The 22,627-nt window shown below is 63.6% G+C and carries 20 protein-coding genes; 12 read left to right on the forward strand and 8 right to left on the reverse strand.

The genetic code is table 11. The features are described from left to right. Positions 1-21: 21 nt before the first annotated feature. Both CQ13_RS09765 and CQ13_RS09760 read right to left on the reverse strand, forming a co-directional pair. Positions 22-1,596 (reverse strand): alkaline phosphatase D family protein, encoded by a 1,575-nt coding sequence (locus CQ13_RS09765; protein ID WP_057842723.1) that lies wholly within the window; start codon positions 1,594-1,596, stop codon positions 22-24. Positions 1,597-1,683: 87 nt separating this feature from the next. Next, positions 1,684-3,114, reverse strand: coding sequence for a TAXI family TRAP transporter solute-binding subunit (locus tag CQ13_RS09760; RefSeq protein WP_082637396.1), 1,431 nt, complete (start codon positions 3,112-3,114; stop codon positions 1,684-1,686). A gap of 223 nt (positions 3,115-3,337) precedes the next feature. Here CQ13_RS09760 and CQ13_RS09755 point away from each other — a divergent pair, with 223 nt between their 5' ends. Together CQ13_RS09755 and CQ13_RS09750 are read left to right on the forward strand one after the other, a co-directional pair. Further along, positions 3,338-3,646, forward strand: a complete 309-nt coding sequence (locus tag CQ13_RS09755; RefSeq protein ID WP_347337024.1) for a 4a-hydroxytetrahydrobiopterin dehydratase — start codon at positions 3,338-3,340, stop codon at positions 3,644-3,646. A gap of 209 nt (positions 3,647-3,855) precedes the next feature. Continuing rightward, positions 3,856-4,242 carry a YkvA family protein gene (locus tag CQ13_RS09750; protein WP_057842726.1) on the forward strand — a complete coding sequence of 129 codons (387 nt, stop codon included), beginning with the start codon at positions 3,856-3,858 and terminating at the stop codon, positions 4,240-4,242. Between the two features lie 212 nt (positions 4,243-4,454). Here the strand turns inward: CQ13_RS09750 and CQ13_RS09745 are convergent, their stop codons facing one another. The 3 genes from CQ13_RS09745 to CQ13_RS09735 all read right to left on the reverse strand — a co-directional run bounded on the left by CQ13_RS09745 (position 4,455) and on the right by CQ13_RS09735 (position 8,062). Continuing rightward, entirely contained in the window at positions 4,455-5,618 is a 1,164-nt protein-coding gene (locus CQ13_RS09745; protein WP_057842727.1) for a TAXI family TRAP transporter solute-binding subunit, read from the reverse strand. Positions 5,619-5,662: 44 nt separating this feature from the next. Then, the gene (locus CQ13_RS09740; protein WP_156433604.1) at positions 5,663-6,952 is read right to left on the reverse strand and encodes a hypothetical protein; all 1,290 of its coding nucleotides are present in this window, start codon (positions 6,950-6,952) and stop codon (positions 5,663-5,665) included. A gap of 135 nt (positions 6,953-7,087) precedes the next feature. Next, positions 7,088-8,062, reverse strand: a complete 975-nt coding sequence (locus CQ13_RS09735; RefSeq protein ID WP_057842729.1) for an NADPH:quinone oxidoreductase family protein — start codon at positions 8,060-8,062, stop codon at positions 7,088-7,090. A gap of 122 nt (positions 8,063-8,184) precedes the next feature. Between CQ13_RS09735 and CQ13_RS09730 the strand changes: the two genes are divergently transcribed. The 7 genes from CQ13_RS09730 (at position 8,185) to CQ13_RS09700 (ending at position 16,114) form a co-directional block, all read left to right on the forward strand. Continuing rightward, on the forward strand, positions 8,185-9,024 hold the full coding sequence (locus CQ13_RS09730; RefSeq protein WP_057842746.1) for an SDR family oxidoreductase: 840 nt from the start codon (positions 8,185-8,187) through the stop codon (positions 9,022-9,024). Between the two features lie 183 nt (positions 9,025-9,207). Further along, positions 9,208-9,813 carry an invasion associated locus B family protein gene (locus CQ13_RS09725; RefSeq protein WP_430649673.1) on the forward strand — a complete coding sequence of 202 codons (606 nt, stop codon included), beginning with the start codon at positions 9,208-9,210 and terminating at the stop codon, positions 9,811-9,813. A 204-nt stretch (positions 9,814-10,017) separates the two neighbouring features. After that, positions 10,018-11,217, forward strand: a complete 1,200-nt coding sequence (gene rlmN, locus CQ13_RS09720; RefSeq protein ID WP_057842731.1) for a dual-specificity RNA methyltransferase RlmN — start codon at positions 10,018-10,020, stop codon at positions 11,215-11,217. A gap of 121 nt (positions 11,218-11,338) precedes the next feature. Then, positions 11,339-11,830 carry a hypothetical protein gene (locus CQ13_RS09715; RefSeq protein WP_057842732.1) on the forward strand — a complete coding sequence of 164 codons (492 nt, stop codon included), beginning with the start codon at positions 11,339-11,341 and terminating at the stop codon, positions 11,828-11,830. Positions 11,831-11,906: 76 nt separating this feature from the next. Further along, positions 11,907-12,668, forward strand: coding sequence for a phosphatase PAP2 family protein (locus CQ13_RS09710; protein WP_057842733.1), 762 nt, complete (start codon positions 11,907-11,909; stop codon positions 12,666-12,668). Positions 12,669-12,880: 212 nt separating this feature from the next. Then, positions 12,881-14,215 carry an argininosuccinate synthase gene (gene argG / locus CQ13_RS09705; protein WP_057842734.1) on the forward strand — a complete coding sequence of 445 codons (1,335 nt, stop codon included), beginning with the start codon at positions 12,881-12,883 and terminating at the stop codon, positions 14,213-14,215. Positions 14,216-14,344: 129 nt separating this feature from the next. After that, complete coding sequence (locus tag CQ13_RS09700) at positions 14,345-16,114, forward strand: alkaline phosphatase (RefSeq protein WP_057842735.1); 1,770 nt, start codon at positions 14,345-14,347, stop codon at positions 16,112-16,114. Positions 16,115-16,136: 22 nt separating this feature from the next. Here the strand turns inward: CQ13_RS09700 and CQ13_RS09695 are convergent, their stop codons facing one another. Further along, positions 16,137-16,778: a TetR/AcrR family transcriptional regulator gene (locus tag CQ13_RS09695; RefSeq protein ID WP_057842736.1), complete on the reverse strand. Its 642-nt coding sequence runs from the start codon at positions 16,776-16,778 to the stop codon at positions 16,137-16,139. 201 nt (positions 16,779-16,979) lie between these two features. Between CQ13_RS09695 and CQ13_RS09690 the strand changes: the two genes are divergently transcribed. Then, the gene (locus CQ13_RS09690) at positions 16,980-17,936 is read left to right on the forward strand and encodes a homocysteine S-methyltransferase family protein (RefSeq protein WP_057842737.1); all 957 of its coding nucleotides are present in this window, start codon (positions 16,980-16,982) and stop codon (positions 17,934-17,936) included. Positions 17,937-17,993: 57 nt separating this feature from the next. Here the strand turns inward: CQ13_RS09690 and CQ13_RS44325 are convergent, their stop codons facing one another. Next, complete coding sequence (locus CQ13_RS44325) at positions 17,994-19,511, reverse strand: OmpA family protein (RefSeq protein WP_245309115.1); 1,518 nt, start codon at positions 19,509-19,511, stop codon at positions 17,994-17,996. A gap of 140 nt (positions 19,512-19,651) precedes the next feature. Between CQ13_RS44325 and CQ13_RS44330 the strand changes: the two genes are divergently transcribed. Further along, positions 19,652-20,749 (forward strand): OmpA family protein, encoded by a 1,098-nt coding sequence (locus tag CQ13_RS44330; RefSeq protein WP_156433606.1) that lies wholly within the window; start codon positions 19,652-19,654, stop codon positions 20,747-20,749. Positions 20,750-20,806: 57 nt separating this feature from the next. On the opposite strand, the gene CQ13_RS09675 is transcribed toward CQ13_RS44330, so the two are convergent. Continuing rightward, positions 20,807-21,763, reverse strand: a complete 957-nt coding sequence (locus tag CQ13_RS09675; protein WP_057842737.1) for a homocysteine S-methyltransferase family protein — start codon at positions 21,761-21,763, stop codon at positions 20,807-20,809. Between the two features lie 201 nt (positions 21,764-21,964). Here CQ13_RS09675 and CQ13_RS09670 point away from each other — a divergent pair, with 201 nt between their 5' ends. After that, a complete protein-coding gene (locus CQ13_RS09670; protein ID WP_057842736.1) occupies positions 21,965-22,606 on the forward strand; it encodes a TetR/AcrR family transcriptional regulator in 642 nt (213 codons plus the stop codon). The last annotated feature ends 21 nt before the right edge of the window (positions 22,607-22,627 follow it).

Genomic DNA, 22,627 nt, shown 5'->3' on the forward strand with positions numbered 1-22,627 from the left:
CGGTTGCGGCCCGCGCAGCGATTACACCGGCTTGGGATCGAGCGTCGTCGACCACAATGCAACATCGGCGCGGTCGCGCAAGGTCACCGTCATCTGTGCGCTGTCGCCGTCGATCCTGACATGGCCGAAAAACTGCATTCCGGCGGACGGCGGCAAATTCTGTTTGCCGGGTCCCGGCGCCTTGATGAACTTCACCTCGGGTCCGAACGTGTTGTCGAGCTCGTTCGGGCCGAAGGTGCCGGCGTGCAGGGGACCAGCGACAAACTCCCAGAACGGGCCGAATTCTTGAAATTGCGCCTTGTCGGGATTGTAATAATGGGCGGCCGCGTAGTGCACATCCGCCGTCAGCCACACGGTGTTGACCACGCCCGACGTCTTGATGAAACGCAGGAGATCGGCGATCTCCAGCTCGCGGCCGCGCGGCGGGCCGTCGCTTTGTGCAACGGCTTCCGAGCCTTTTCTGTTGCGTGCATCGTCATAGACGATGATGCTGAGCGGCATGTCGGATGCGATCACCTTCCAGGTGGCGCGCGAGTTCAACAGTTCCCGTTTCAGCCACGCGAGTTGCGTCGGCCCGAGGAAAAAGCTTTCCGGCCCGTAAGCGGTCTCCTGGTTCGCGCCATTCGGTCCGCGATAGCTGCGCTCGTCCAGCATGAACACGTCGAGATGCGGGCCATAATGCAGCGTGCGGTAGAGCCGTCCCGGCTCGGTGATGTTCGCGCGGATCGGATACATCTCGTGGAAGGCGCGTGCTGAGCGGGCCGCGAGCAGGGCGACGTTGCGTTCCCTGTAGGCGGCGGGCAATTCCTTGGACGACGACCAGTTGTTGACGACCTCGTGGTCGTCCCACTGCACGAAGATCGGCACCTCGGCATTGAACGCGCGCAGATGCTCGTCCATGAAGTTGTACTTGTGCGCGGCGCGGAATTCGTCGGTCGTTTCGGCGACCTTTGCTTTCTCGGGCGTCGTCACGTTCTTCCAGACCTTGCCGTCGGGAAGCGTCACCTCGCTCTTGATCGGGCCGTCGGCATAGATGGTGTCGCCCGAGTGCAGCAGGAAATCCGGGCGATGCTTGCGCATGGTGGCGAAGGTGAGCATGCCGCCGTCATCCTGGTTGATGCCCCAGCCCTGTCCGGCAACGTCGCCGCCCCAAACGAAACTGACGTCGCGGCGGTCGCCAGGTGCGGTGCGAAACCGCCCGACCACCGGCTCGCCTTCGATGCCGGTATGGGCGAGGTCGCGAAACCGGATGCGATAGAAGATCTCCTGCCCGGCAGGAAGGTTCTCCAGCAGCATTTTTGCGGTGAAGTCGCTTTCGGGCAGCGCTGCGATCGGCGGCAAAGCCCGTGCGTTGGCAAAGGATTCATTCGTGGCGACCTCGACCAGCATTTGCGAGGGCCGGTCGGCGCGCGCCCATACCACGCCGCCGTCAGCGCCGACATCGCCGGACTGCACGCCGGAAGTGACGATCGGCCGATCCGCGGCGCGGCTGAGATAAGGCGTTGCAATGACGCCGATGGCGCCTGCTCCGGCGGTGGCGAGGAAGTGACGCCGCGAAATTCCAGGAAGGCGGTTGCGGGAAACCCTGAATGTCATGCAAGCCTCTTCCGGACCAGGTTTAGGCGCAATAGAGCGGCCAGACCTAGAGGGAATTGATGACGGCCCGATTACCGGGTTCGCAGATCAGGCGTTGCCGGCCGCGCGGAACTGCGCGGTGGCGCGTTGCAGGTTGTGCGGCATGCTCAGCAACAGCGCCTTGCGGTCGGCGACCGCGTTGTGGAATTGCTCGATCGCGATGTTGAACGCGGTCAACGTACCTTCCTCGATCGTGCCGTGTTCGTAGCACAGCAGCGTGTGGCGCAAGATGTCGTCCGCTTCCGCCTGCATCTGGTCGAGCTCGTCCATCGAATCGCACTGGCGGGCGGCGCTGAGCATGTCGAGAAGCCGGTCGCGCTGCGATACGTTGACGTTGCGCTCATCCTTCTTGAGGTAGCCCGCAAACCACGCGCCGGCGGAGCCCATCGCCGACATCGCCATCAACGTCCACCAGATGTAATCGCTGTAACGGTCGAGAAAGGTCTTTTCCTCGCCGTCGACAAAGGCGGCGGCTCCGGGATGCACTGGAATCGTGGCGTCCTTGTCGGTGTCGGGCGTCTCGATCTTTGCGGTGAGCGGAAACTCGTTCTTCAGGATTTGCCGGATGGCGAACAGTTGGCGGGTAAAGGCGGCGATGGTCGATTCCGAAATGCCTCTGCGCGCCACGATGTGATGCGCGAAACTGATGGTCTTGACCTCTGCCTCGGGCTTGTCCGGCGCGCCGCCGAAAGTCCCGGCGGGAATGTCGGTAGCCTCGTAGGCGGGGTGGTTCTGCGCAATCGCCTCCGCCGAATCGATCGCCAGGAATTTCGGCGTGCCGCCGTCGCGCGTCGAAGCCGCGATCGCGTCCGAAGTGATTTTGCTGTTGACCGGGCCGGCCGCGAGATAGGCATCCGCCTTTTGGCTGCGGATGGCTTCCGCGGCCTCGTTGGCCGGAAACTGAACGATCTCGACCTTGCCGGGATCGACGCCGTATTGCCGCAGGATCACCTTGAGCAAATTGACATTCGCCTGGGTGCGGCCGACCACGCCGATGCGACGGCCGGCGAGTTGCGTAATGTTCTTGATTTCGGGCGCGGCCTTGCTGCCCCTGGCAGCCTTGGCCTTGCCGGCCGACGGGACCCATAACACGGCGACGTTCTTGCGCAGCGTTGCCACGGCCTGCGCGTTCTTCGGCACCTCGAGATCGCCGCGGATGATGGCGAGATCAGCTTTGCCTTCGCCGAGCAGATTGGCGCTCGCGAGCGCGCCGTCGGTTTGCACCGGACGCAGCCGGACCTGGCTGTTTCGGGGATTATTGAAGGCCTGCGCCAGATTCTGAACCACCTTGAGATCGTCGCTGTTGGCAGGGCCAACCGCGATCCGCAGCGTCACCGGCCGCATCGCAAAGTAATAGCCGGCCGCCAGCGCGCCGACGACGGCCAGTACGCCGGCCAGCGTTACGAATGTCAGCCGTCGTTTCGCAGAGCGGGGCGAGGGGGCGGCCGGCGTTTCCGCAGAATGGGGGCCGTCGGTCATCAATCCCAGTAGGTTTGAGGGTGGAATTCTCACGCGGCCGGCACGCTTCGCCCAACATTCTAGCAAATTTTCCCGCGGAACCATTGTTACATCTCTGTCATGGTTACCGGCGTCCGGGCCGCCATTCCTCCTTGCTTGCCAATTTTAGGCGTGGGGGATCCCCAAAGCGGCCTTGGGTGTTAGGCTTGGCGTTAGGTGACAGGCAGAATTCAGCGCGGAGGCGATCATGGCGGAACGGCTGTCGGCAGAAGCGCGAAAATCGGCGCTGGCGGAACTGCCCGGCTGGTCGGAAACGGCCGGCCGTGATGCGATTGCCCGCACCTTCACTTTCAAGGACTTCAACGAAGCGTTCGGTTTCATGTCCCGCGCCGCCCTCGTGGCCGAAAAGAACGACCACCACCCGGAATGGAAGAACGTCTACAAGACGGTGGAAGTGGTGCTGGCGACCCATGACGCCGGCGGCGTCACCAAGCGCGATATCGATCTGGCCAAGGCCATGAACGCCATCGCCGGGCAATTGGGCGTCGCCTAGAGCCCTTTCGGTTCTGATTGAATCAGAACCGGGCTCCAGGTTTTTGTTTTGACGCGTTTTCTTGACGCGAACCGGTGTCCACTTGGCTGGAAAAACGCTCTGAGGTCGCCTCGCCGCGATCTTGCGGGGTGGGGCGCACATCCCCAATTCTTCATCCGTACATATTGACCGCGGCGATCTGCCGCGCCGGATGCGAGGGGAGCGCCGCAATGGCATCGTCCGATCACACCGTGGGTTTTGAGCCGGCCGACCGGCTGGCGCAGGACCGCGAGAGTGTGCGCCGGCGCTTCTGGATCAAGCTCAAGCGGGTGGTAGCGCAGCTTCCCTTCGCCGAGGATCTGCTCGCGGCGTACTATTGTGCATTCGACAAAGAGACGCCGCGTCACGTACAGGCGGCGCTGCTCGGCGCTGTCGCGTATTTCATCCTGCCGTTCGATTTCACGCCGGACGTGCTGCCGTTGCTCGGCTTTACCGACGATGCCGCTGTGCTCGCCACCGCCATCCGCATGGTCGCAAGTCACATCACGCAGGAGCATCGCGATGCCGCCCGCGCTGCGCTGAAGCGCGGGATCGACGCTGCTGAAGCGACGGAATAGCGGATGCCAAAAGCCCGTTCCGATGAAATCGGAACGGGCTTTTGATTTTCTGGCCTTGATGAACCGGCCGCCGTCCCGGACTAAATCCGACGCCGGCTTCCACCGGAAGACGCCTGGAGCCCGGTTCTGATTGAATCAGAACCGGGCTCTAGGTTTTTGTTTTTGACGCGTTTTCTTGACGCGGACCGGTGTCCACTTCGATGGAAAACGCTCTAGCGAGTCTGCGCCCTTGCGCCTCGCTCCGCTTCCCACGCCTGGAACTGCTTGAAGAGCGCCTCCTTGTCCGCGTCGGTCTTGACGCTCGCCGCGGTCGTCGGGCTCTGTTTCAGGAATTCATCGAACCTGGCGCGCGACACGGCCTCGACGTTGTGGGTCTTGAGCCATTGCTCGGCGACCGGCAGACGCTGCCAATCAGGGAGCGGCGCCGACAGCGAGACCTCCTTCCACTTCGGGTGGAACGGCGGGTTCTGGAACGTCGGAAACTTCGTGAAGAAGGCGTCCACGAACTGGGCCAGCTTGCGGTAGCGCTCCGTGTTGGGCGCCCAGTTGTAGGCCGCGAGCACCGCGGGCACGGCGATGGTATCGACCTTCGCCCCTTCCGCAATCAGATTGGGATAGTCCTTCGAAGTCAGGACCGCGGGCAGATAATCGCCCTGCAGCGGCCGCGAATAGTCGACCGGAACCAGGTGGAAACGATCGTCCTTGAATGCGGCGACGGATTTGTACGGTTTGCCGCCGACGGCAACCACGGCGTCGATCTCGCCAGCCCGCATTCTCTCCATCGCGATGCGCTGCTCGAGATAGAGGAAATTCGGTTTGATGCCGAGCCGTTCGAACACGATCGCGGCGGTTACGAAGGTGCCGCCATTGGGTAGGTCGACGCTGACCTTCTTGCCGTTGAGCTGGCTGATGTTGGTCACCGACTTCGATGCGAGGACGTACATCTCTTCATTGTAGAGCTTCGTCACATAGGTGAATTGCTTCTTGATGTCCTTCGCGAAGCCCTTCTTTTCGAGATAGTCGAGCGTGTCGGCGCGCACGATGCCGAGGTCCACACCCTGCAGGAACAGGATGTCGGCCACGCTCTGTACAGAACCGCGCCCGACGATCGGAAGTACGCGCAACTTGTTTCCGTCGTCGAGCACGGAAGCGAGGTCGGCACCGAACTGCACATAGGTACCGCCGATTGTTCCTGAGATCAGCGTAACTGTGTTAGCGTTCAGCGCCTGCTTGGTGGCGACCGAACCGAACTGGAAAATGGCCTTCAGGCTTTCGCTGACTTTGGCTGGATCGTATTCCTTCTCAGCGGCCTTGGCCGCCGTATTGCTGCACGCCACCGTCATGGCAAGCAACGCCATTCCCAGTAAATGTCGCATGGGTTCCTCTGCGCTGGTCTTGAGTAATTTTCTTGAGTAATTGCCTAGTTCTGTAACTGGCCGAGCCGCCGCTTCGCATCAGGCGACCCGAGCTCGGCGGCCTTCTGGTACCAGAGCCGCGCCGCCGCCGGATCGGGCGTGACGCTGCGCAAGTCCTGGCTGCCCAGCACGTGCGGATCATACGTTCCGGCCAGCATCAATGCCGCCTCCGCCTCCTGCGCGTCCGCCGCACGCTCAAGCAATAGTCGGGCGGAAGTAATATCGCCGATCGCAAGCAGGCCTTTCGCTCGCTTCAGCAACGCCGCCAGTTCGTCCGGATCGATGCGACGTGCCGGAGCCGCCTCGCGCGCGGGCTCACGAAACGCCGGTGCGGCCGCAGCAACCGGGGCCGCCGGATTGATCGCAGCGACGACGTCCTGTGATGCTTCGCGCGCCACCGGCTCAGGCACCGCGACCTTGCCCTTGAGCGCGCTTTGATAGGCGGCGGTAATTTCGTCGCGCGACGGCGACGCGGATGCAAGCGCGGTGGGTGTCGAGCGGCGAGCGGCTGCCATCTCCGCACCGGATGGCTCGGCGGCCAGCGGCGGCGCGGCAACGCGCTGTTGCGGCGGCGGGGGCTCCGGCACCGCCGCGGCGAGCTGGTCGGCTGGCGGCGCGATGCCGCCGCCACCGCCGCCGAGCGAGGCGTTGAAGATGACGGCCCGGGTCGAGTCGATCGAAAAGAGCGCGAGAACGGCCGCTATCGCCGATACGATCACGACGCCGGTTACAATGCGCCCGGCGCGCGCCTTCTTCAGGCCGCCGCTGCCGAATCTTCCGCTGCCGAACGTATATTCGGAAAGCTGCTGATGCGACTCCTCTTCGTAGTTGGAGAGGAAAAGCGGCACCGGCTCGTGTGGCGCCAGCTCCTCCGGCAGCACATCGGTCCGCTCAAACGATGGCGCAAAAGACTGCGCATACTGGGGCTGCTCGTATTGCGGCTGCTCGTATCGGGGCTGTTCGTATTGAGGCTGTTCGTATCGAAGCTGCTCGTATCGAGGTTGATCGGCCTCGTACAACCGAGGATCGCTGATGGCTTCGTCGAATCTGTCGAACGGATCTCTCGCCTGAATCGGCTTGGTGTTGTCCGCCATGGTGATGCTCCCCACTACTGAACGCAACGACGGGTTTCCCCCTGCACCTACTTCTTGCTCTTCTTGACGTACAGGAGCCCCTTCACTGATGGTTAAAATCGCACACGGAATGGGTTCAAAAAACGACGGCGGCTGGTGGGAATGAGGAGATATTTTGGTATGATTGAGGCAAACAAGCGGCATCCTGCCGTTTGAAAACACGCATTGTTACCGAGAAACTATATTGGTGAGATGAAATTCATGCCGCAGATGCGAAAAAAGTGCGTCGCTGGTCCGCGCATGACCGCTCTCGCTTCTTCCGAGTGAGCGACTAAGTTCGACAGATGATCCCGCACCTCAGGGATGCAGGATCACCTTGCCCATCGCTTTGCGGCCGGCAAGCACCTTGAGCGCTTCGGCGGTTTCTGCCAGCGGAAAGGTGCGGTCGACATGCGAGGAAATCTTGCCTTCCGCCGTCCACTTCACGAGCTTTTCCAGGTTGGCGCGGTTCTTCTCGGGATTGACCCTGGTCCAGGCACCCCAGAACACGCCGCGGATATCGCAACCCTTGAGCAGCGCGAGGTTGAGCGGCATCTTCGGAATGTCGCCCGCCGCGAAGCCGATCACCAGGAAGCGGCCTTCCCAGGCGATCGAGCGCAAGGCGGCTTCGGCGTAAGTGCCGCCGACCGGATCGAAGATGATATCGACGCCCTTGCCCCCGGTGAGTCGACGCAAGCCCTCTTTCAAATCTTCCTTGCTGTAATTCAGCGTCAGCTCGGCGCCGTGCGCCTTGGCAAATTCCAGCTTCTCGTCCGACGACGCGCAGGCGATCACCTTCAGACCCATCAGCTTGCCGAGCTCGCAGGCCGCAAGGCCGGTGCCGCCGGCAGCGCCCAGCACGGCAAGCGTCTCGCCTGGCTTCGGGCTGGCGCGATCTTCCAGGGCGTGCAGCGCCGTGCCGTAGATGATGATGATCCCGGCGGCGCGGTCAAAATCCAGATTGTCGGGGATCTTCACGATCGAGCTTGCCGGCAGCGCGATCTTTTCGCGCGCGCCGTTGTGGCCGCAGGATGCCACCACGCGGTCGCCGACCTTCAGGTCGGTCACGCCGGCGCCGACGCTTTCGATCACGCCGGCGACTTCGGCGGCCGGCGAAAACGGGAACGGCGGCTTGATCTGGTACTTGCCCTGGATCATCAGAATGTCGAAGAAATTCAGCGCCGCGGCCTTGATCGCGATCACGGCCTGTCCCGGTTCGGCCACCGGATCGGGCAGGTCGGCCAGCACGAGATCGTCCGGTTGGCAATATTGCGAGCAGAGAATGGCTTTCATGGACACACCTGATTTTCGGACCGACGATGAGCTGACTGCTTCATGCCGGATTTGAAGCCGGGCTACAATCCGATTCAGACCGATTCGGACGCATGACTGCGCGGGTGAAGGGGATTCAAACGATGTTTGAAAACAACCTGTTGGCCGGCAAACGGATATTGGTCACCGGTGGCGGCTCGGGGCTGGGAGCGGCGATGGGACGCCGCTTCGTCGAGCTCGGCGCAGAGCTCGTCATTTGCGGCCGACGGCTCGAAGTGCTGGAGGCGACTGCCGCGCAGATGCGCGGTGAACTCGGCGGCAAGGTCACTGCAGTCCGATGCGATATCCGCGACGGCGCGGCCGTCGATCTGATGATGGACCAGATCTGGCGGGAGGCGCCGGTCGATGTGCTGGTCAACAATGCTGCCGCGACCTTCATCGCGCAGACCGAACATCTTTCGTTCCGCGCGGCGGATGCGATCCTGGCGCCGACGCTGCACGGTACGATGTACTGCACCCTCGCCGCGGGCAGGCGCTGGATCGAAAGCAAGCACGAGGGCGTGGTGCTGAGCATACTCTCGACCTCGACGATTACCGGCCGCGCTTTCACGGTACCTTCGGCGATGGCGAAATCCGCCGTGCTCGCGATGACCAAAAGCCTTGCGGTGGAATGGGGACCGAAGGGTGTGCGCACGGTTGCGATCGCGCCCGGTGCGTTTCCGACGCCCGGCGCGTCGGGTCAGCTCCGTCCCGAGGGCCGCGATGAAAGCTGGGCGCAACGCAATCCGCTTGGCCGTGCCGGCGAGCATGGCGAACTTGCGAATCTCGCGAGCTTTCTGATTTCCGACCAGGCCGGTTACATCAATGGCGAGATGGTGGTGCAGGATGGCGGCGCGCATTTGCGCAGTTCCGGCGCCGAGGATTTGCTGCAATGGACCGATGCGCAGTGGCAAAAGCAGCGCGAGCGCCGTTCCAGGGACTGAAGTCGAAACCCGCGCCCTGAATTCGAGCGGACCTGGGACGAAGCGTCGCCACGGCGGTGAGTAACACCGTAACTGCCTTCCCAAAAAAGCATTTCCCGGCTATCCATCCCCGGCGGCGCGATGCGCCCGCGGGCCATCTTCCAGTCACAATAATGAGGGAACCAGTTGTCCGTGTTGCGAATACTGGCATTTCTGGTTGCGATAGCGGCGTTGTGCGGGACGACAGCCCTCGCGCAAACACCGAGCCCTGCTGCGAAGGGCGCCAAGGACTCAGGCAAGGCGGCACCTGCACCAGCGGCAAAGAAGTCGGAACCGGGAGCGGCTGCTGCCGCGGGCGGCGCGGAACCTACCTTGATCGGTCAGTACGGGACCTGGGGCGCCTACACCGCGACGCCGAATGGCAAGAAGGTTTGCTTCGCGTTGGCGAAGCCGTCGTCGTCGAAGACCAACCCGCCGAACCGTCCGCGCGATCCCGCCTACGCTTTCGTCTCGACGCGTCCGGCTGAAAAAGTCGTCAACGAAGTTTCGATCATGATCGGCTACGCGCTGAAGCCGGGCTCGGAATCCTCGCTCGAGGTCGGCGGCGCGTCCTATGCGATGTATACCCAGGGCGATGGACTCTGGATCAAGAACGCCGCGGAGGAAGAACAAATGGTCGCGGCCATGCGCAAGTCTGCCGAGGTCACCATCAAGGGCGTCTCTGCCAAGGGCACCGAGACCACGGACGTCTTCTCGCTCAAGGGGCTGTCCCAGGCGCTCGACCGGCTGGCGCAGGATTGCAAGCGCTAGACGGCATTTAAGCCTAGAATCACGTTGTTTATGGGCCGTGGAAGGCCTATTTGAGGGAGTTCGCAGGGTGGGCAAAGGCGCGGAGGCGCCGTGCCCACCATTAACGTTTGTGGTGGGCACAGCGGAGTTTATCATCGGGCGCGCGTTCGCGCGGCCCGGTGGCTTTGCCCACCCTACGTATCCGCTTCAACCTCGTGTGAATTAATGACGCTTTCATCTTCCGTGGTGCCGCTGGAGAAGGTTCCACTCGAAACCTATGTGCCGCCGGCAAAACCCTCGCTGATCGGCCTGTCGCGCGCCGAGATCGCCGACCGGCTCGGCGAGATCGGCGTTGCGCCAGCGCAGCGCAAGATGCGCACGCAACAGCTCTGGCACTGGATGTACTTTCGCGGCGCCAAATCCTTTGCGGAGATGACCAGCGTCTCCAAGGACATGCGCGCGCAGCTCGAGCAGCATTTTACCGTCGATCGTCCGGAAGTGGTGGCCGAGCAGGTGTCCAACGACGGCACCCGCAAATGGCTGTTGCGCCTGCCGAGCGGCGATGCGTTCCAGAAGGCACATGAAGTCGAGTGCGTCTACATCCCCGAAACCGATCGCGGCACGCTCTGCGTTTCCTCGCAGGTCGGCTGTACGCTGAATTGCTCGTTCTGCCATACCGGCACGCAACGGCTGGTGCGCAACCTCACCGCGGGCGAAATCGTCGGCCAGATCATGGTGGCACGCGACCGCCTCAACGACTGGGCCGATCGCGACACGCCGACCGGCAGTCGCCTTGTCACCAATATCGTCATGATGGGCATGGGCGAGCCGCTCTATAATTTCGACGCGGTGCGCGATGCGCTGCTGATCACAGCCGATAATGAAGGCATCGGCATTTCCCGCCGGCGCATCACGCTGTCGACCTCGGGTGTGGTGCCCAACATCATCCGCACCGGTGAAGAGATCGGCGTCATGCTCGCGATCTCGCTGCATGCGGTTCGCGACGAATTGCGCAACGAACTGGTGCCGCTGAACCGAAAATATCCGATTGCCGAATTGCTGCAGGCCTGCCGCGATTACCCGGGCTCGTCGAATGCGCGGCGCATCACCTTCGAATATGTGATGCTGAAGGGCGTCAACGATTCCCTCGACGACGCCAAGCTGCTGGTCAAGCTGCTCAAGGGCATTCCGGCCAAGATCAACCTGATCCCGTTCAACCCGTGGCCGGGCTCGCGCTACGAGTGCTCGGACTGGGAGCAGATCGAAAAATTCTCCGAATACATCTTCAACGCCGGCTATTCCTCGCCGGTCCGCACGCCGCGCGGCCGCGACATCCTCGCCGCCTGCGGCCAATTGAAGTCGGAGACCGAAAAACTGTCAGCGCGCGAGCGCCAGGCGCTCCGCGCCATGGCGATGACGGATTGATATGATGGGCGAGCCGTCACTCAGGCCGTCATTGCGAGCGAAGCGAAGCAATCCATCCCTCGGCTTGCTGAGGGATGGATTGCTTAGTCGCTTCGCCCCTCGCAATGACGGCGTGTGAACCATGTCCCTAATCGGCCGCCTCTTCGTCATCCTGTTCGCCTTCCTCGCCGCCTGCTTCGTGGCAGGGATGATCGTGGTGGGCGCGGTGTTGTATCCGGAGTTCAGCGACCTCGACAGCGGCATGATCGATCAAAGCGCGATTAATGTCGTGCTCGGCTTTGGATTCATCTTCCTGTCCGGCTTTGCGCTGCTGCCGGCGCTGGTGGTGGTGCTCATCACCGAAGCGTTCTACATCCGCAGCGTGCTGGCTTACGCGGTCGGCGGCGCGATCGTCGGCGCGGCCTGCTATCTCGGCCTCGTTCCCTTCGACCCCGAGACGCTGAAATTTGATGGTATCGTGCGCCGTCATCTCGAAATCATGACCGGTGCAGGCATCGTCGCCGGCCTCGTCTACTGGATGATTGCGGGCCGCACCGCCGGGGCCTGGCGCGAACCATCGCCCCCGATAAAGCCTCCGCCGCCCTTGCCGTCGCAGTCACGGCCATTCTCTTGATGCTTCTCCCACAAGAGGAGAAGGGAAGCGCGCTTGTGCCTTTTCTTCCCCAATCGCCTCGGCTAAACCCCGCGCCATGAACCGTACCGGACTTGTTATCGCGTTGGGCTTGTCGCTCGTCATCGGACTGCTGTTTGGAATCTTTCCCGAACTCGATCTGAAGCTGGCGGCATTGTTCTACGATCCCGCAAGCGCCTCGTTTCCATCCAAACAGAACGGGCTTTACGCTTTCGCGCGTGATGCCGCGATGTGGATCGCGTGGGCGCTGGCGCTGCCCGCCCTGATCGCCATCGTCGCGAAGCTGCTGCGGCCGGATCGGCCGATGCTGGTTCCGGGACGCGCGGCGGTGTTTCTCCTGGCCACCATCCTGCTCTCCGCGGTCGTGCTGACCAATCTGACCTTCAAGAGCCATTGGGGACGGCCAAGGCCAGTGGTGGTGACGGAGTTCAAAGGCCCTTGGGAATTCGTGCCGTGGTGGGACCCGCGCGGGGCTTGCGGGCGTAATTGCTCGTTCTTCTCGGGCGAGGGCGCCACCGCATTCTGGACCTACGCGCCCGCGGCGTTGACGCCGCCGGCGTGGCGGCCGCTGGCCTATACGGCGGCGACCCTGTTCGGTATCGCGACCAGCGTGCTACGGATGGCGTTCGGCGGGCATTTCTTCACCGATGTCGCAGCCGCCGGCCTCGTCAGCTTTTTCGTGATCTGGCTGGCCTATGCCTGGATTTACCGCTGGCCGTCGACGAGGCTCACCGATGCGCAAATCGAAGCCGCGCTGGCGCGCTGGGGCTGGCCCGGCTACCGCCTGTGGCAGCGCTGGCGCGGGCGCGAGGCGGGGTAGTTCGCCCCCAGCCGCCAAGCGCCATTAAACGCGTGCCCACTGCTGCGAAATTTGATATTCGCGGCCCTCAAGCTGCCAGAGCTTCGGTTCTGATTGAATCAGTACCGAAGCTCTAAATTCTTGTTTTGACGCGTTTTCTTCACGCGAACCGGTATCCACTTCGCTCGAAAACGCTATAACGACACCCGCCATTTCGACCGATTGGAAGCTCGATGAGTACGATCCTGAAAAGCCTGCCCAAGGGGGAAAAAGTCGGCATCGCTTTCTCGGGCGGTCTCGACACCAGCGCGGCGCTGCTCTGGATGAAGCAAAAAGGCGCGCGCGTTTTTGCCTATACCGCCAACCTCGGCCAGCCTGACGAGGCCGACTACGACGAGATTCCGCGTAAAGCGCTCGAGTTCGGCGGGGAGAAAGCCCGGCTCGTGGATTGCCGTACCCAACTGGTCCACGAAGGGATTGCCGCGATCCAGTCCGGCGCCTTCCACGTCTCTACCGGCGGCATCGCATACTTCAACACCACGCCGCTCGGGCGCGCGGTGACCGGCACGATGCTGGTCTCGGCCATGAAGGAGGACGGCGTCAACATCTGGGGCGATGGCTCCACCTTCAAGGGCAACGATATCGAGCGGTTCTATCGCTACGGCCTGCTCACCAATCCGAACTTGCAGATCTACAAGCCCTGGCTTGACCAGCAGTTCATCGACGAGCTGGGCGGGCGCGCGGAAATGTCGGCGTTCATGACCGCCAACGGATTCGCCTACAAGATGAGCGCCGAAAAGGCGTACTCGACCGACAGCAATATCCTCGGCGCCACCCATGAGGCCAAGGATCTCGAGCGTCTCGACAGCGGCATCAAGATCGTCAACCCGATTATGGGCGTGCCGTTCTGGCGCGACGACTGCGCCGTCAAGGCCGAACAGGTCGCCGTGCGTTTTGAGGAGGGCCAGCCCGTCGCGCTGAATGGCCAGACATTTACCGATTCGGTTGCCTTGTTCCTCGAGGCCAACGCCATCGGCGGCCGGCATGGCCTTGGCATGAGCGACCAGATCGAGAACCGGATCATCGAGGCCAAGAGCCGCGGCATCTATGAAGCGCCCGCCATGGCGCTGCTGCACATCGCTTACGAACGCCTGGTCACGGGCATCCACAACGAAGACACCATCGAGCAGTACCGGATCGGCGGCATGCGCCTTGGCCGACTGCTGTACCAGGGACGGTGGTTCGATTCCCAGGCCCTCATGCTGCGCGAAACTGCCCATTGGGTGGCGCGCGCGGTCACCGGTGAGGTGACGCTCGAGCTGCGCCGTGGCAATGACTACTCGATCCTGAACACCGAGAGCCCGAACCTGACCTATCAGCCGGAGCGGCTGAGCATGGAGAAGGTCGAGGACGCCGCGTTCTCGCCGGCGGACCGCATCGGCCAGCTCACCATGCGCAACCTCGACATCGCCGATACCCGCACCAAGCTGAAGCTTTATTCGGATACGGGGTTGCTGGCGGGAAGCGAAGGCCCGGAGATATTCAAGCTCGAGAGCGACAAGGGCTGAACCGCGCAGGCGTTGTAACGGGAACGTCATTCGGGTCCGATAAGATACAGGTAGGCCCATGCCTAAGGCTCGGCGGCCGTTGGCTGCCGCTTGGCGCGACCTAATCCGACTCCGATCCGGTGCACGCTCATGATCAAACGCTTCATCAAACTCTTCGCTGCCGCCCTCGTTGTCCTGTCTGCGGGATCCTCGGCGGTTGCCCAGACCATCTACCCGATCGACCGCGCGTCGATTCTCGCCGGCGCACGCTTCGATTTCAAAGTCGAGTTCCCGGATCGCGTCGATCCCTCGAAGCTGAAAGTGACCGTGAACGGCGACGACCATGCCGCTGTGTTCAGCCAGTCCGGAACATTCGTCGAGCGCGAGGACGGCAAGGACCAGTCGGCATTGATGCTTCGCGGCGTCACCCTGACCAGGCCGGGCAATGTCACGGTCGAAGTCAGCGATGGCACGCGAAGCCGCACGGTGGCGTGGACAGTCTACGATACCGGTCCGCGCAAGGCGAAGAACGTCGTCCTGTTCATTGGTGACGGGCTGTCACCCGCGCACCGCGTCGCCGCCCGTCTGCTCTCCAAGGGCATCGCGGAAGGCAAGAGCCTCGGCAAGCTTGCGATCGACGACATGCCGCATATGGCGCTGGTGGCGACCGCAGGCTCGGATTCCATCATCACCGATTCAGCGAACGCTGCGAGCGCCTATGCCACCGGCCACAAGGCCGCGGTCAATGCCATGGGCGTCTATGCGGACCGTACTGCAAGCCCGTTCGATGATCCAAGGGTCGAGACCATTGCGAGCCTGGCGAAGCGGCGGCACGGCATGGGTATCGGCATTGTCACCAATACCGAAGTCGAGGATGCGACGCCGGCGGCGATGGTGGCGCACACCCGCCGTCGCGCCGCCTATGACCAGATCGTCGAGCAATTATTCGCCGCCAGGCCCGATGTGCTGATGGGCGGCGGAGCTGCGAATTTCCTGCCGCAAGGAGCGCCGGGGTCCAGGCGCAAGGACAACGTCGATTACCTCGCCCGATTCCGCGATGCCGGCTATTCGATTGCGGCGACGGCGGGCGAACTCAATGCGCTTGCGGCCAAGCCCGACACGCGCCAGTTACTCGGCCTGTTCGCCACGGGAAATATGGACGGCGCGCTGGATCGCAAGTTTCTCAAAGGCGGCGGCGTGGCGAGATTCCCGGAACAGCCGGATCTAACCGAGCAGATGCAGGCCGCGCTGAACATCCTGTCCAGGAACGATGCGGGCTTCTTCCTGATGGTCGAATCCGGCATGATCGACAAATACGCGCATGCGCTGGATATGGAGCGCGCGGTCTATGACACGATCATGCTGGATAACGCGGTCGCCCTGGCGCGCAAATGGGCGCTGGCGCGCGGCGACGACACCCTGATCCTTGTGCTCGCCGACCACAATCATCCCAACAGCCTTGTCGGCACCATCAATGACGATATGAGCACGACGCCCAACGTGCCTTTGCGCGAGCGCGTCGGTACCTACGACAAAGCCGGATTTCCTAATTATCCGGCTCCCGATGCCGATGGCTATCCGCCGCGCGTGGACGTCAGCCGACGGCTGGCGCTCTTCTCCGCGAGCCTTCCGGACCACTACGAAACCTTCCGCCCCAAGCTCGACAATCCGAACGAACCAAGCGTCAAGGGCGATGCGCCGGGCACGTTCAAGATCAACGAGAAATACAAGGACGTGCCGGGGGCGGTGCTGCGCTTTGGCAACCTGCCGGCGATGATGGGCGCCAGCGTGCATTCGGGAGAGGATGTCATCCTGACGGGGACTGGACCGGGCAGCGAACGCATCAGCGGCTCGATGGACAACACCGACGTATTCCGCATCATGGCGGACGCGCTCGGCCTTGCAGCCGCGGGACAATAGTTTCGCGTGCGAAGTCCTCGCGTCAGGAGAGCGGCGGTGCAAACATCAGTTTGATGCAGCTTCGAAAGATCATGATCTGCCGTTCGAGACGGCCGGGATCGTTCAGCGTCTTGGACATGATGATGGCGCCGTCGACGATGCAGGACAGCATGTCGGCGACATCGTCGAGGTCGACCGGCTCTCTCGGAGGATGGACCGCCGCGATGCCGTCGAGGATCGTGCGGAAGCGCGCGTTCCAGTCCCGCACGGATTGCGCGGTGAGATCGCGTATCTCACGGTCGAACAGCCGTTCCTGATAGCAGATGCTGGCGATCAGGCAGCCGGGATGTCCGTTCGGCAGATCGGCCATCGTTTCCGCAAGCAGCTTCAGTGAAATCAGGAACGCCTGCAGCGGATCGTCCGATAGCTGTTGGCCGCGCCCGAAAATTTCGTCGAACAGGCGATCGTTGGTTGCGACATATCGCCGGACCATTTCGCGGGCGAGCGCGTTCTTGTCCTTGAAGTGGTAGAAAAAGCCGCTCTTGGTGAGGCCGGCCTCGGCGATCACTTCCTCGATCGAGGTCGCGCCGAATCCTTTGGCGAGCACGGCCGCCTCCGCGATCTCGAGAATTCTCTCGCGGGTGGCTTCGCCCTTGCCCTTCGGGGTCTCCAAAACTGTACTCATGGTACGGTTTCTCCACGGCCGGCAGCGCAGGAGCTTTGCGCCCCGCCGGCAACCATTTGATTTCGTATCATTTTGCAGCTCAAGGTTCATCCGCACCACGAGCCGCCTAGGCGGCCGCGACACTATGAGGCACCAACATCGTCGGACCTGGCCGATGCGCGAGAGACGTATCGAAGTCCTCTAATTCGCGGAGATGGTGAAATGGCCAAATACCGACACGCCCTGCCGCAGCGCCGCGGTGGCGTTTTTCTCACCGATGGCGGCATGGAAACCACGCTGATCTTCCACGAAGGCGTGGAGCTGCCGCACTTCGCCGCCTTTGTGCTGCTGGATAGCGCCGAAGGGCGGGAGAAGTTGAAGCAGTATTATGCCGCCTATCTCGCGGTCGCGCGCGACCATGGCACGGGTTTCGTGCTCGACAGCCCGACATGGCGTGCCAATCCGGATTGGGGCATCAAGCTCGGCTATGACGCGTCCGCGCTCGCTGGGATCAATGTCCGTTCGATTGCATTGCTCGAGGAGCTGCGCACCGGCTGGGAGCGGCCAGGCGCACCCTGCGTCATCAGCGGCGCCATCGGCCCGCGCGGCGACGGCTACAAGGCAGGCAACATGCAGGCTGACGAAGCCGAGGCTTATCATCGGGCGCAGATTGCGGCCTTCGTCGAAGGCGGCGCCGACATGGTCACCGCCTATACGCTTACCAGCATCAATGAAGCGATCGGCATCGCGCGCGCGGCGCGGTCGCAAGGGATTCCGGCGGCCATCTCGTTCACTGTGGAGACCAACGGCCGCCTGGTGAAAGGAGAAACGTTGCGTGAGGCGATCGAGACCGTGGATCGCGAGACCGACGGTGCGCCCGAATACTTCCTGATCAACTGTGCGCACCCAACCCATTTCGAAGACGCGTTGAAGGTGGGCGAAGCCTGGACCGAACGTATCCATGGCATCAGGGCCAACGCCTCGACAAAGAGCCATGCCGAACTCGACGAATCCGAAACGCTCGATGCGGGCGATCCGGCCGATCTCGGGCGGCGGTATGTTGCGCTCAGGAGCGCGTTTCCCACGATGCGCATCCTTGGCGGCTGCTGCGGCACCGATCACCGGCACGCCGCCGCCATTTGCGAGGCGTGCGTGCCACCGCGGGCCCTCAGCGCGTGATGCAACAAAAATGGCCGGGATTGTTCCCGGCCATTTTCATTTTGATTGACCGCCAGCTCAGCGCGGCGGCGCGGTGCCGGGCGGGGGCGGCGGCAGCGAGGCCTGTCCGCCGTTGAGCAGCGGCGTGATGTTGCGGATGGTGACGCGCCGGTTGATCGGGCTCGGCCCGTCGACCTGCTCCTTCAGGTACTGCTCGCCATAGCCCTGCGAGGTCAGGTTTTCCGCCGGCACGTTGAACTGCTGCGTCAGCAAGGTGGCCGCCGATTCGGCGCGGCGGTCCGACAGCGACAGATTGTCGACGTCGTTTCCGACCGCGTCGGTGTGGCCCTCGATCAGGAACACTGCGCGCGGATTCTGCTGGATCGCGCGGTTGAGGCCGTCGGCGATCGCCTGCAGCTTCTCCGCCTGATCGGGCGGGATTTCCCACGATCCGGTTTCGAAGTTGATGGTGTTGACGTCGATGCTCGGCATCCGCTGCCGCACCGTGGGGCTGTAGCGGATTTCGTCCAGCGAATAACGCCGTTCGATCCGCTCCACCGGTGGTGCAATCATGGTGTCGTAGATCAATTCCGGCGACGCTTCCTCCGCGTCGACGATGTAACGGTTGTAGGGAATGCGGACCACCGGCGGCGCGAGGGCGACAAAGAATCCGCCGCCCCCACGCGGATCGCGGTAGCTGTTGTCGATGATGATGATCTCGCGACCGCGCTCGTCGCGGCGGATACGGCGCAGCAACTGGCCGTCGCGGCCCATCACGGTGATGACCTGGGTGCCATCCGGTCTGATGACGACGGTACGGGTCTCGCCGCCGACAGTCTGGGTCTGGATGTCGCGCGCGCCGTAACGGAAGCGCTCGACCTCGTTGTGACGAACATATGCCTGCCCGCCGGGATCGCGAACGATGATCCGGCCGGGTTCGGTGATAACCGTGCGACCGCCTTCCTGAACTTCGCGACGCTGGCCGCGGAAGTCGTCGAGGCGCTGCGGCCCTGTGGCCCGAGTGCCCGGGGCGATCACCCTGAGCCCCTCTTGGGTCGGAGGAGGCGCCGGCAATGGCGCCGTGATCTGAGGCGCGCGCTGGAAGGCCGGCGCGACCGTTGGCGGCGCGTTCTGGACCCGGCCTGCCGGCGGCGTGGCGGCCGGCGCACCGGGCACGGCGGTTGGCGCCGCGGGAGCGGTCGTGGTGCCCGGAGCCGCCGGAGTGCCAGCAGCCGGGGGTGCCGTCGGCGCGGGTGTCGCGGCCGGCGCCGTTGCAGCGGGGGCGCCGGGAGCCGGCAGGCCGGGGCGGCCCGTCGGTGGCGTTGGCGCCGGCGTTGGCGCACCCGCCGCGGCCGGAGGCGGTGTGCCGGGACGTCCCTGCGGTGTCGTTGGCGCGGTCGTCGGAGCGCCCGCAGCCGGTGGTGTCGTCGGAGTACCCGCGGCTGGTGGCGTCGCCGGCGGCGCCACCAGCCGCGGGTACTCCGACGACACCACCGGCTGCGGGCGCTCCGACGACCGCGCCAACGACACCGCAGGGACGTCCCGGCACACCGCCTCCGGCCGCGGCGGGTGCGCCAACGCCGGCGCCAACGCCACCGACGGGCCGCCCCGGCCTGCCGGCTCCCGGCGCCCCCGCTGCAACGGCGCCGGCCGCGACACCCGCGCCGACGGCACCCCCGGCTGCTGGCACTCCGGCGGCTCCGGGCACCACGACCGCTCCCGCGGCGCCAACCGCCGTGCCCGGTGCGCCGGCCGCCACGCCGCCGGCAGGCCGGGTCCAGAACGCGCCGCCAACGGTCGCGCCGGCCTTCCAGCGCGCGCCTCAGATCACGGCGCCATTGCCGGCGCCTCCTCCGACCCAAGAGGGGCTCAGGGTGATCGCCCCGGGCACTCGGGCCACAGGGCCGCAGCGCCTCGACGACTTCCGCGGCCAGCGTCGCGAAGTTCAGGAAGGCGGTCGCACGGTTATCACCGAACCCGGCCGGATCATCGTTCGCGATCCCGGCGGGCAGGCATATGTTCGTCACAACGAGGTCGAGCGCTTCCGTTACGGCGCGCGCGACATCCAGACCCAGACTGTCGGCGGCGAGACCCGTACCGTCGTCATCAGACCGGATGGCACCCAGGTCATCACCGTGATGGGCCGCGACGGCCAGTTGCTGCGCCGTATCCGCCGCGACGAGCGCGGTCGCGAGATCATCATCATCGACAACAGCTACCGCGATCCGCGTGGGGGCGGCGGATTCTTTGTCGCCCTCGCGCCGCCGGTGGTCCGCATTCCCTACAACCGTTACATCGTCGACGCGGAGGAAGCGTCGCCGGAATTGATCTACGACACCATGATTGCACCACCGGTGGAGCGGATCGAACGGCGTTATTCGCTGGACGAAATCCGCTACAGCCCCACGGTGCGGCAGCGGATGCCGAGCATCGACGTCAACACCATCAACTTCGAAACCGGATCGTGGGAAATCCCGCCCGATCAGGCGGAGAAGCTGCAGGCGATCGCCGACGGCCTCAACCGCGCGATCCAGCAGAATCCGCGCGCAGTGTTCCTGATCGAGGGCCACACCGACGCGGTCGGAAACGACGTCGACAATCTGTCGCTGTCGGACCGCCGCGCCGAATCGGCGGCCACCTTGCTGACGCAGCAGTTCAACGTGCCGGCGGAAAACCTGACCTCGCAGGGCTATGGCGAGCAGTACCTGAAGGAGCAGGTCGACGGGCCGAGCCCGATCAACCGGCGCGTCACCATCCGCAACATCACGCCGCTGCTCAACGGCGGACAGGCCTCGCTGCCGCCGCCCCCGCCCGGCACCGCGCCGCCGCGCTGAGCTGGCGGTCAATCAAAATGAAAATGGCCGGGAACAATCCCGGCCATTTTTGTTGCATCACGCGCTGAGGGCCCGCGGTGGCACGCACGCCTCGCAAATGGCGGCGGCGTGCCGGTGATCGGTGCCGCAGCAGCCGCCAAGGATGCGCATCGTGGGAAACGCGCTCCTGAGCGCAACATACCGCCGCCCGAGATCGGCCGGATCGCCCGCATCGAGCGTTTCGGATTCGTCGAGTTCGGCATGGCTCTTTGTCGAGGCGTTGGCCCTGATGCCATGGATACGTTCGGTCCAGGCTTCGCCCACCTTCAACGCGTCTTCGAAATGGGTTGGGTGCGCACAGTTGATCAGGAAGTATTCGGGCGCACCGTCGGTCTCGCGATCCACGGTCTCGATCGCCTCACGCAACGTTTCTCCTTTCACCAGGCGGCCGTTGGTCTCCACAGTGAACGAGATGGCCGCCGGAATCCCTTGCGACCGCGCCGCGCGCGCGATGCCGATCGCTTCATTGATGCTGGTAAGCGTATAGGCGGTGACCATGTCGGCGCCGCCTTCGACGAAGGCCGCAATCTGCGCCCGATGATAAGCCTCGGCTTCGTCAGCCTGCATGTTGCCTGCCTTGTAGCCGTCGCCGCGCGGGCCGATGGCGCCGCTGATGACGCAGGGTGCGCCTGGCCGCTCCCAGCCGGTGCGCAGCTCCTCGAGCAATGCAATCGAACGGACATTGATCCCAGCGAGCGCGGACGCGTCATAGCCGAGCTTGATGCCCCAATCCGGATTGGCACGCCATGTCGGGCTGTCGAGCACGAAACCCGTGCCATGGTCGCGCGCGACCGCGAGATAGGCGGCATAATACTGCTTCAACTTCTCCCGCCCTTCGGCGCTATCCAGCAGCACAAAGGCGGCGAAGTGCGGCAGCTCCACGCCTTCGTGGAAGATCAGCGTGGTTTCCATGCCGCCATCGGTGAGAAAAACGCCACCGCGGCGCTGCGGCAGGGCGTGTCGGTATTTGGCCATTTCACCATCTCCGCGAATTAGAGGACTTCGATACGTCTCTCGCGCATCGGCCAGGTCCGACGATGTTGGTGCCTCATAGTGTCGCGGCCGCCTAGGCGGCTCGTGGTGCGGATGAACCTTGAGCTGCAAAATGATACGAAATCAAATGGTTGCCGGCGGGGCGCAAAGCTCCTGCGCTGCCGGCCGTGGAGAAACCGTACCATGAGTACAGTTTTGGAGACCCCGAAGGGCAAGGGCGAAGCCACCCGCGAGAGAATTCTCGAGATCGCGGAGGCGGCCGTGCTCGCCAAAGGATTCGGCGCGACCTCGATCGAGGAAGTGATCGCCGAGGCCGGCCTCACCAAGAGCGGCTTTTTCTACCACTTCAAGGACAAGAACGCGCTCGCCCGCGAAATGGTCCGGCGATATGTCGCAACCAACGATCGCCTGTTCGACGAAATTTTCGGGCGCGGCCAACAGCTATCGGACGATCCGCTGCAGGCGTTCCTGATTTCACTGAAGCTGCTTGCGGAAACGATGGCCGATCTGCCGAACGGACATCCCGGCTGCCTGATCGCCAGCATCTGCTATCAGGAACGGCTGTTCGACCGTGAGATACGCGATCTCACCGCGCAATCCGTGCGGGACTGGAACGCGCGCTTCCGCACGATCCTCGACGGCATCGCGGCGGTCCATCCTCCGAGAGAGCCGGTCGACCTCGACGATGTCGCCGACATGCTGTCCTGCATCGTCGACGGCGCCATCATCATGTCCAAGACGCTGAACGATCCCGGCCGTCTCGAACGGCAGATCATGATCTTTCGAAGCTGCATCAAACTGATGTTTGCACCGCCGCTCTCCTGACGCGAGGACTTCGCACGCGAA

The sequence above is a fragment of the Bradyrhizobium retamae genome, assembly GCF_001440415.1.
In the GTDB taxonomy this organism is placed as follows: Bacteria; Pseudomonadota; Alphaproteobacteria; order Rhizobiales; family Xanthobacteraceae; genus Bradyrhizobium; species Bradyrhizobium retamae.

Excerpts from the sequence above, each read along its gene's own strand:
- CQ13_RS09765 (WP_057842723.1), bottom strand. The coding sequence starts at position 1,596 with ATGACATTCAGGGTTTCCCGCAACCGCCTTCCTGGAATTTCGCGGCGT.
- CQ13_RS09760 (WP_082637396.1), bottom strand. The coding sequence starts at position 3,114 with ATGACCGACGGCCCCCATTCTGCGGAAACGCCGGCCGCCCCCTCGCCC.
- CQ13_RS09750 (WP_057842726.1), top strand. The coding sequence starts at position 3,856 with ATGGCATCGTCCGATCACACCGTGGGTTTTGAGCCGGCCGACCGGCTG.
- CQ13_RS09745 (WP_057842727.1), bottom strand. The coding sequence starts at position 5,618 with ATGCGACATTTACTGGGAATGGCGTTGCTTGCCATGACGGTGGCGTGC.
- CQ13_RS09735 (WP_057842729.1), bottom strand. The coding sequence starts at position 8,062 with ATGAAAGCCATTCTCTGCTCGCAATATTGCCAACCGGACGATCTCGTG.
- CQ13_RS09730 (WP_057842746.1), top strand. The coding sequence starts at position 8,185 with ATGTTTGAAAACAACCTGTTGGCCGGCAAACGGATATTGGTCACCGGT.
- rlmN (WP_057842731.1), top strand. The coding sequence starts at position 10,018 with ATGACGCTTTCATCTTCCGTGGTGCCGCTGGAGAAGGTTCCACTCGAA.
- CQ13_RS09715 (WP_057842732.1), top strand. The coding sequence starts at position 11,339 with ATGTCCCTAATCGGCCGCCTCTTCGTCATCCTGTTCGCCTTCCTCGCC.
- CQ13_RS09710 (WP_057842733.1), top strand. The coding sequence starts at position 11,907 with ATGAACCGTACCGGACTTGTTATCGCGTTGGGCTTGTCGCTCGTCATC.
- argG (WP_057842734.1), top strand. The coding sequence starts at position 12,881 with ATGAGTACGATCCTGAAAAGCCTGCCCAAGGGGGAAAAAGTCGGCATC.
- CQ13_RS09700 (WP_057842735.1), top strand. The coding sequence starts at position 14,345 with ATGATCAAACGCTTCATCAAACTCTTCGCTGCCGCCCTCGTTGTCCTG.
- CQ13_RS09695 (WP_057842736.1), bottom strand. The coding sequence starts at position 16,778 with ATGAGTACAGTTTTGGAGACCCCGAAGGGCAAGGGCGAAGCCACCCGC.
- CQ13_RS09690 (WP_057842737.1), top strand. The coding sequence starts at position 16,980 with ATGGCCAAATACCGACACGCCCTGCCGCAGCGCCGCGGTGGCGTTTTT.
- CQ13_RS09675 (WP_057842737.1), bottom strand. The coding sequence starts at position 21,763 with ATGGCCAAATACCGACACGCCCTGCCGCAGCGCCGCGGTGGCGTTTTT.
- CQ13_RS09670 (WP_057842736.1), top strand. The coding sequence starts at position 21,965 with ATGAGTACAGTTTTGGAGACCCCGAAGGGCAAGGGCGAAGCCACCCGC.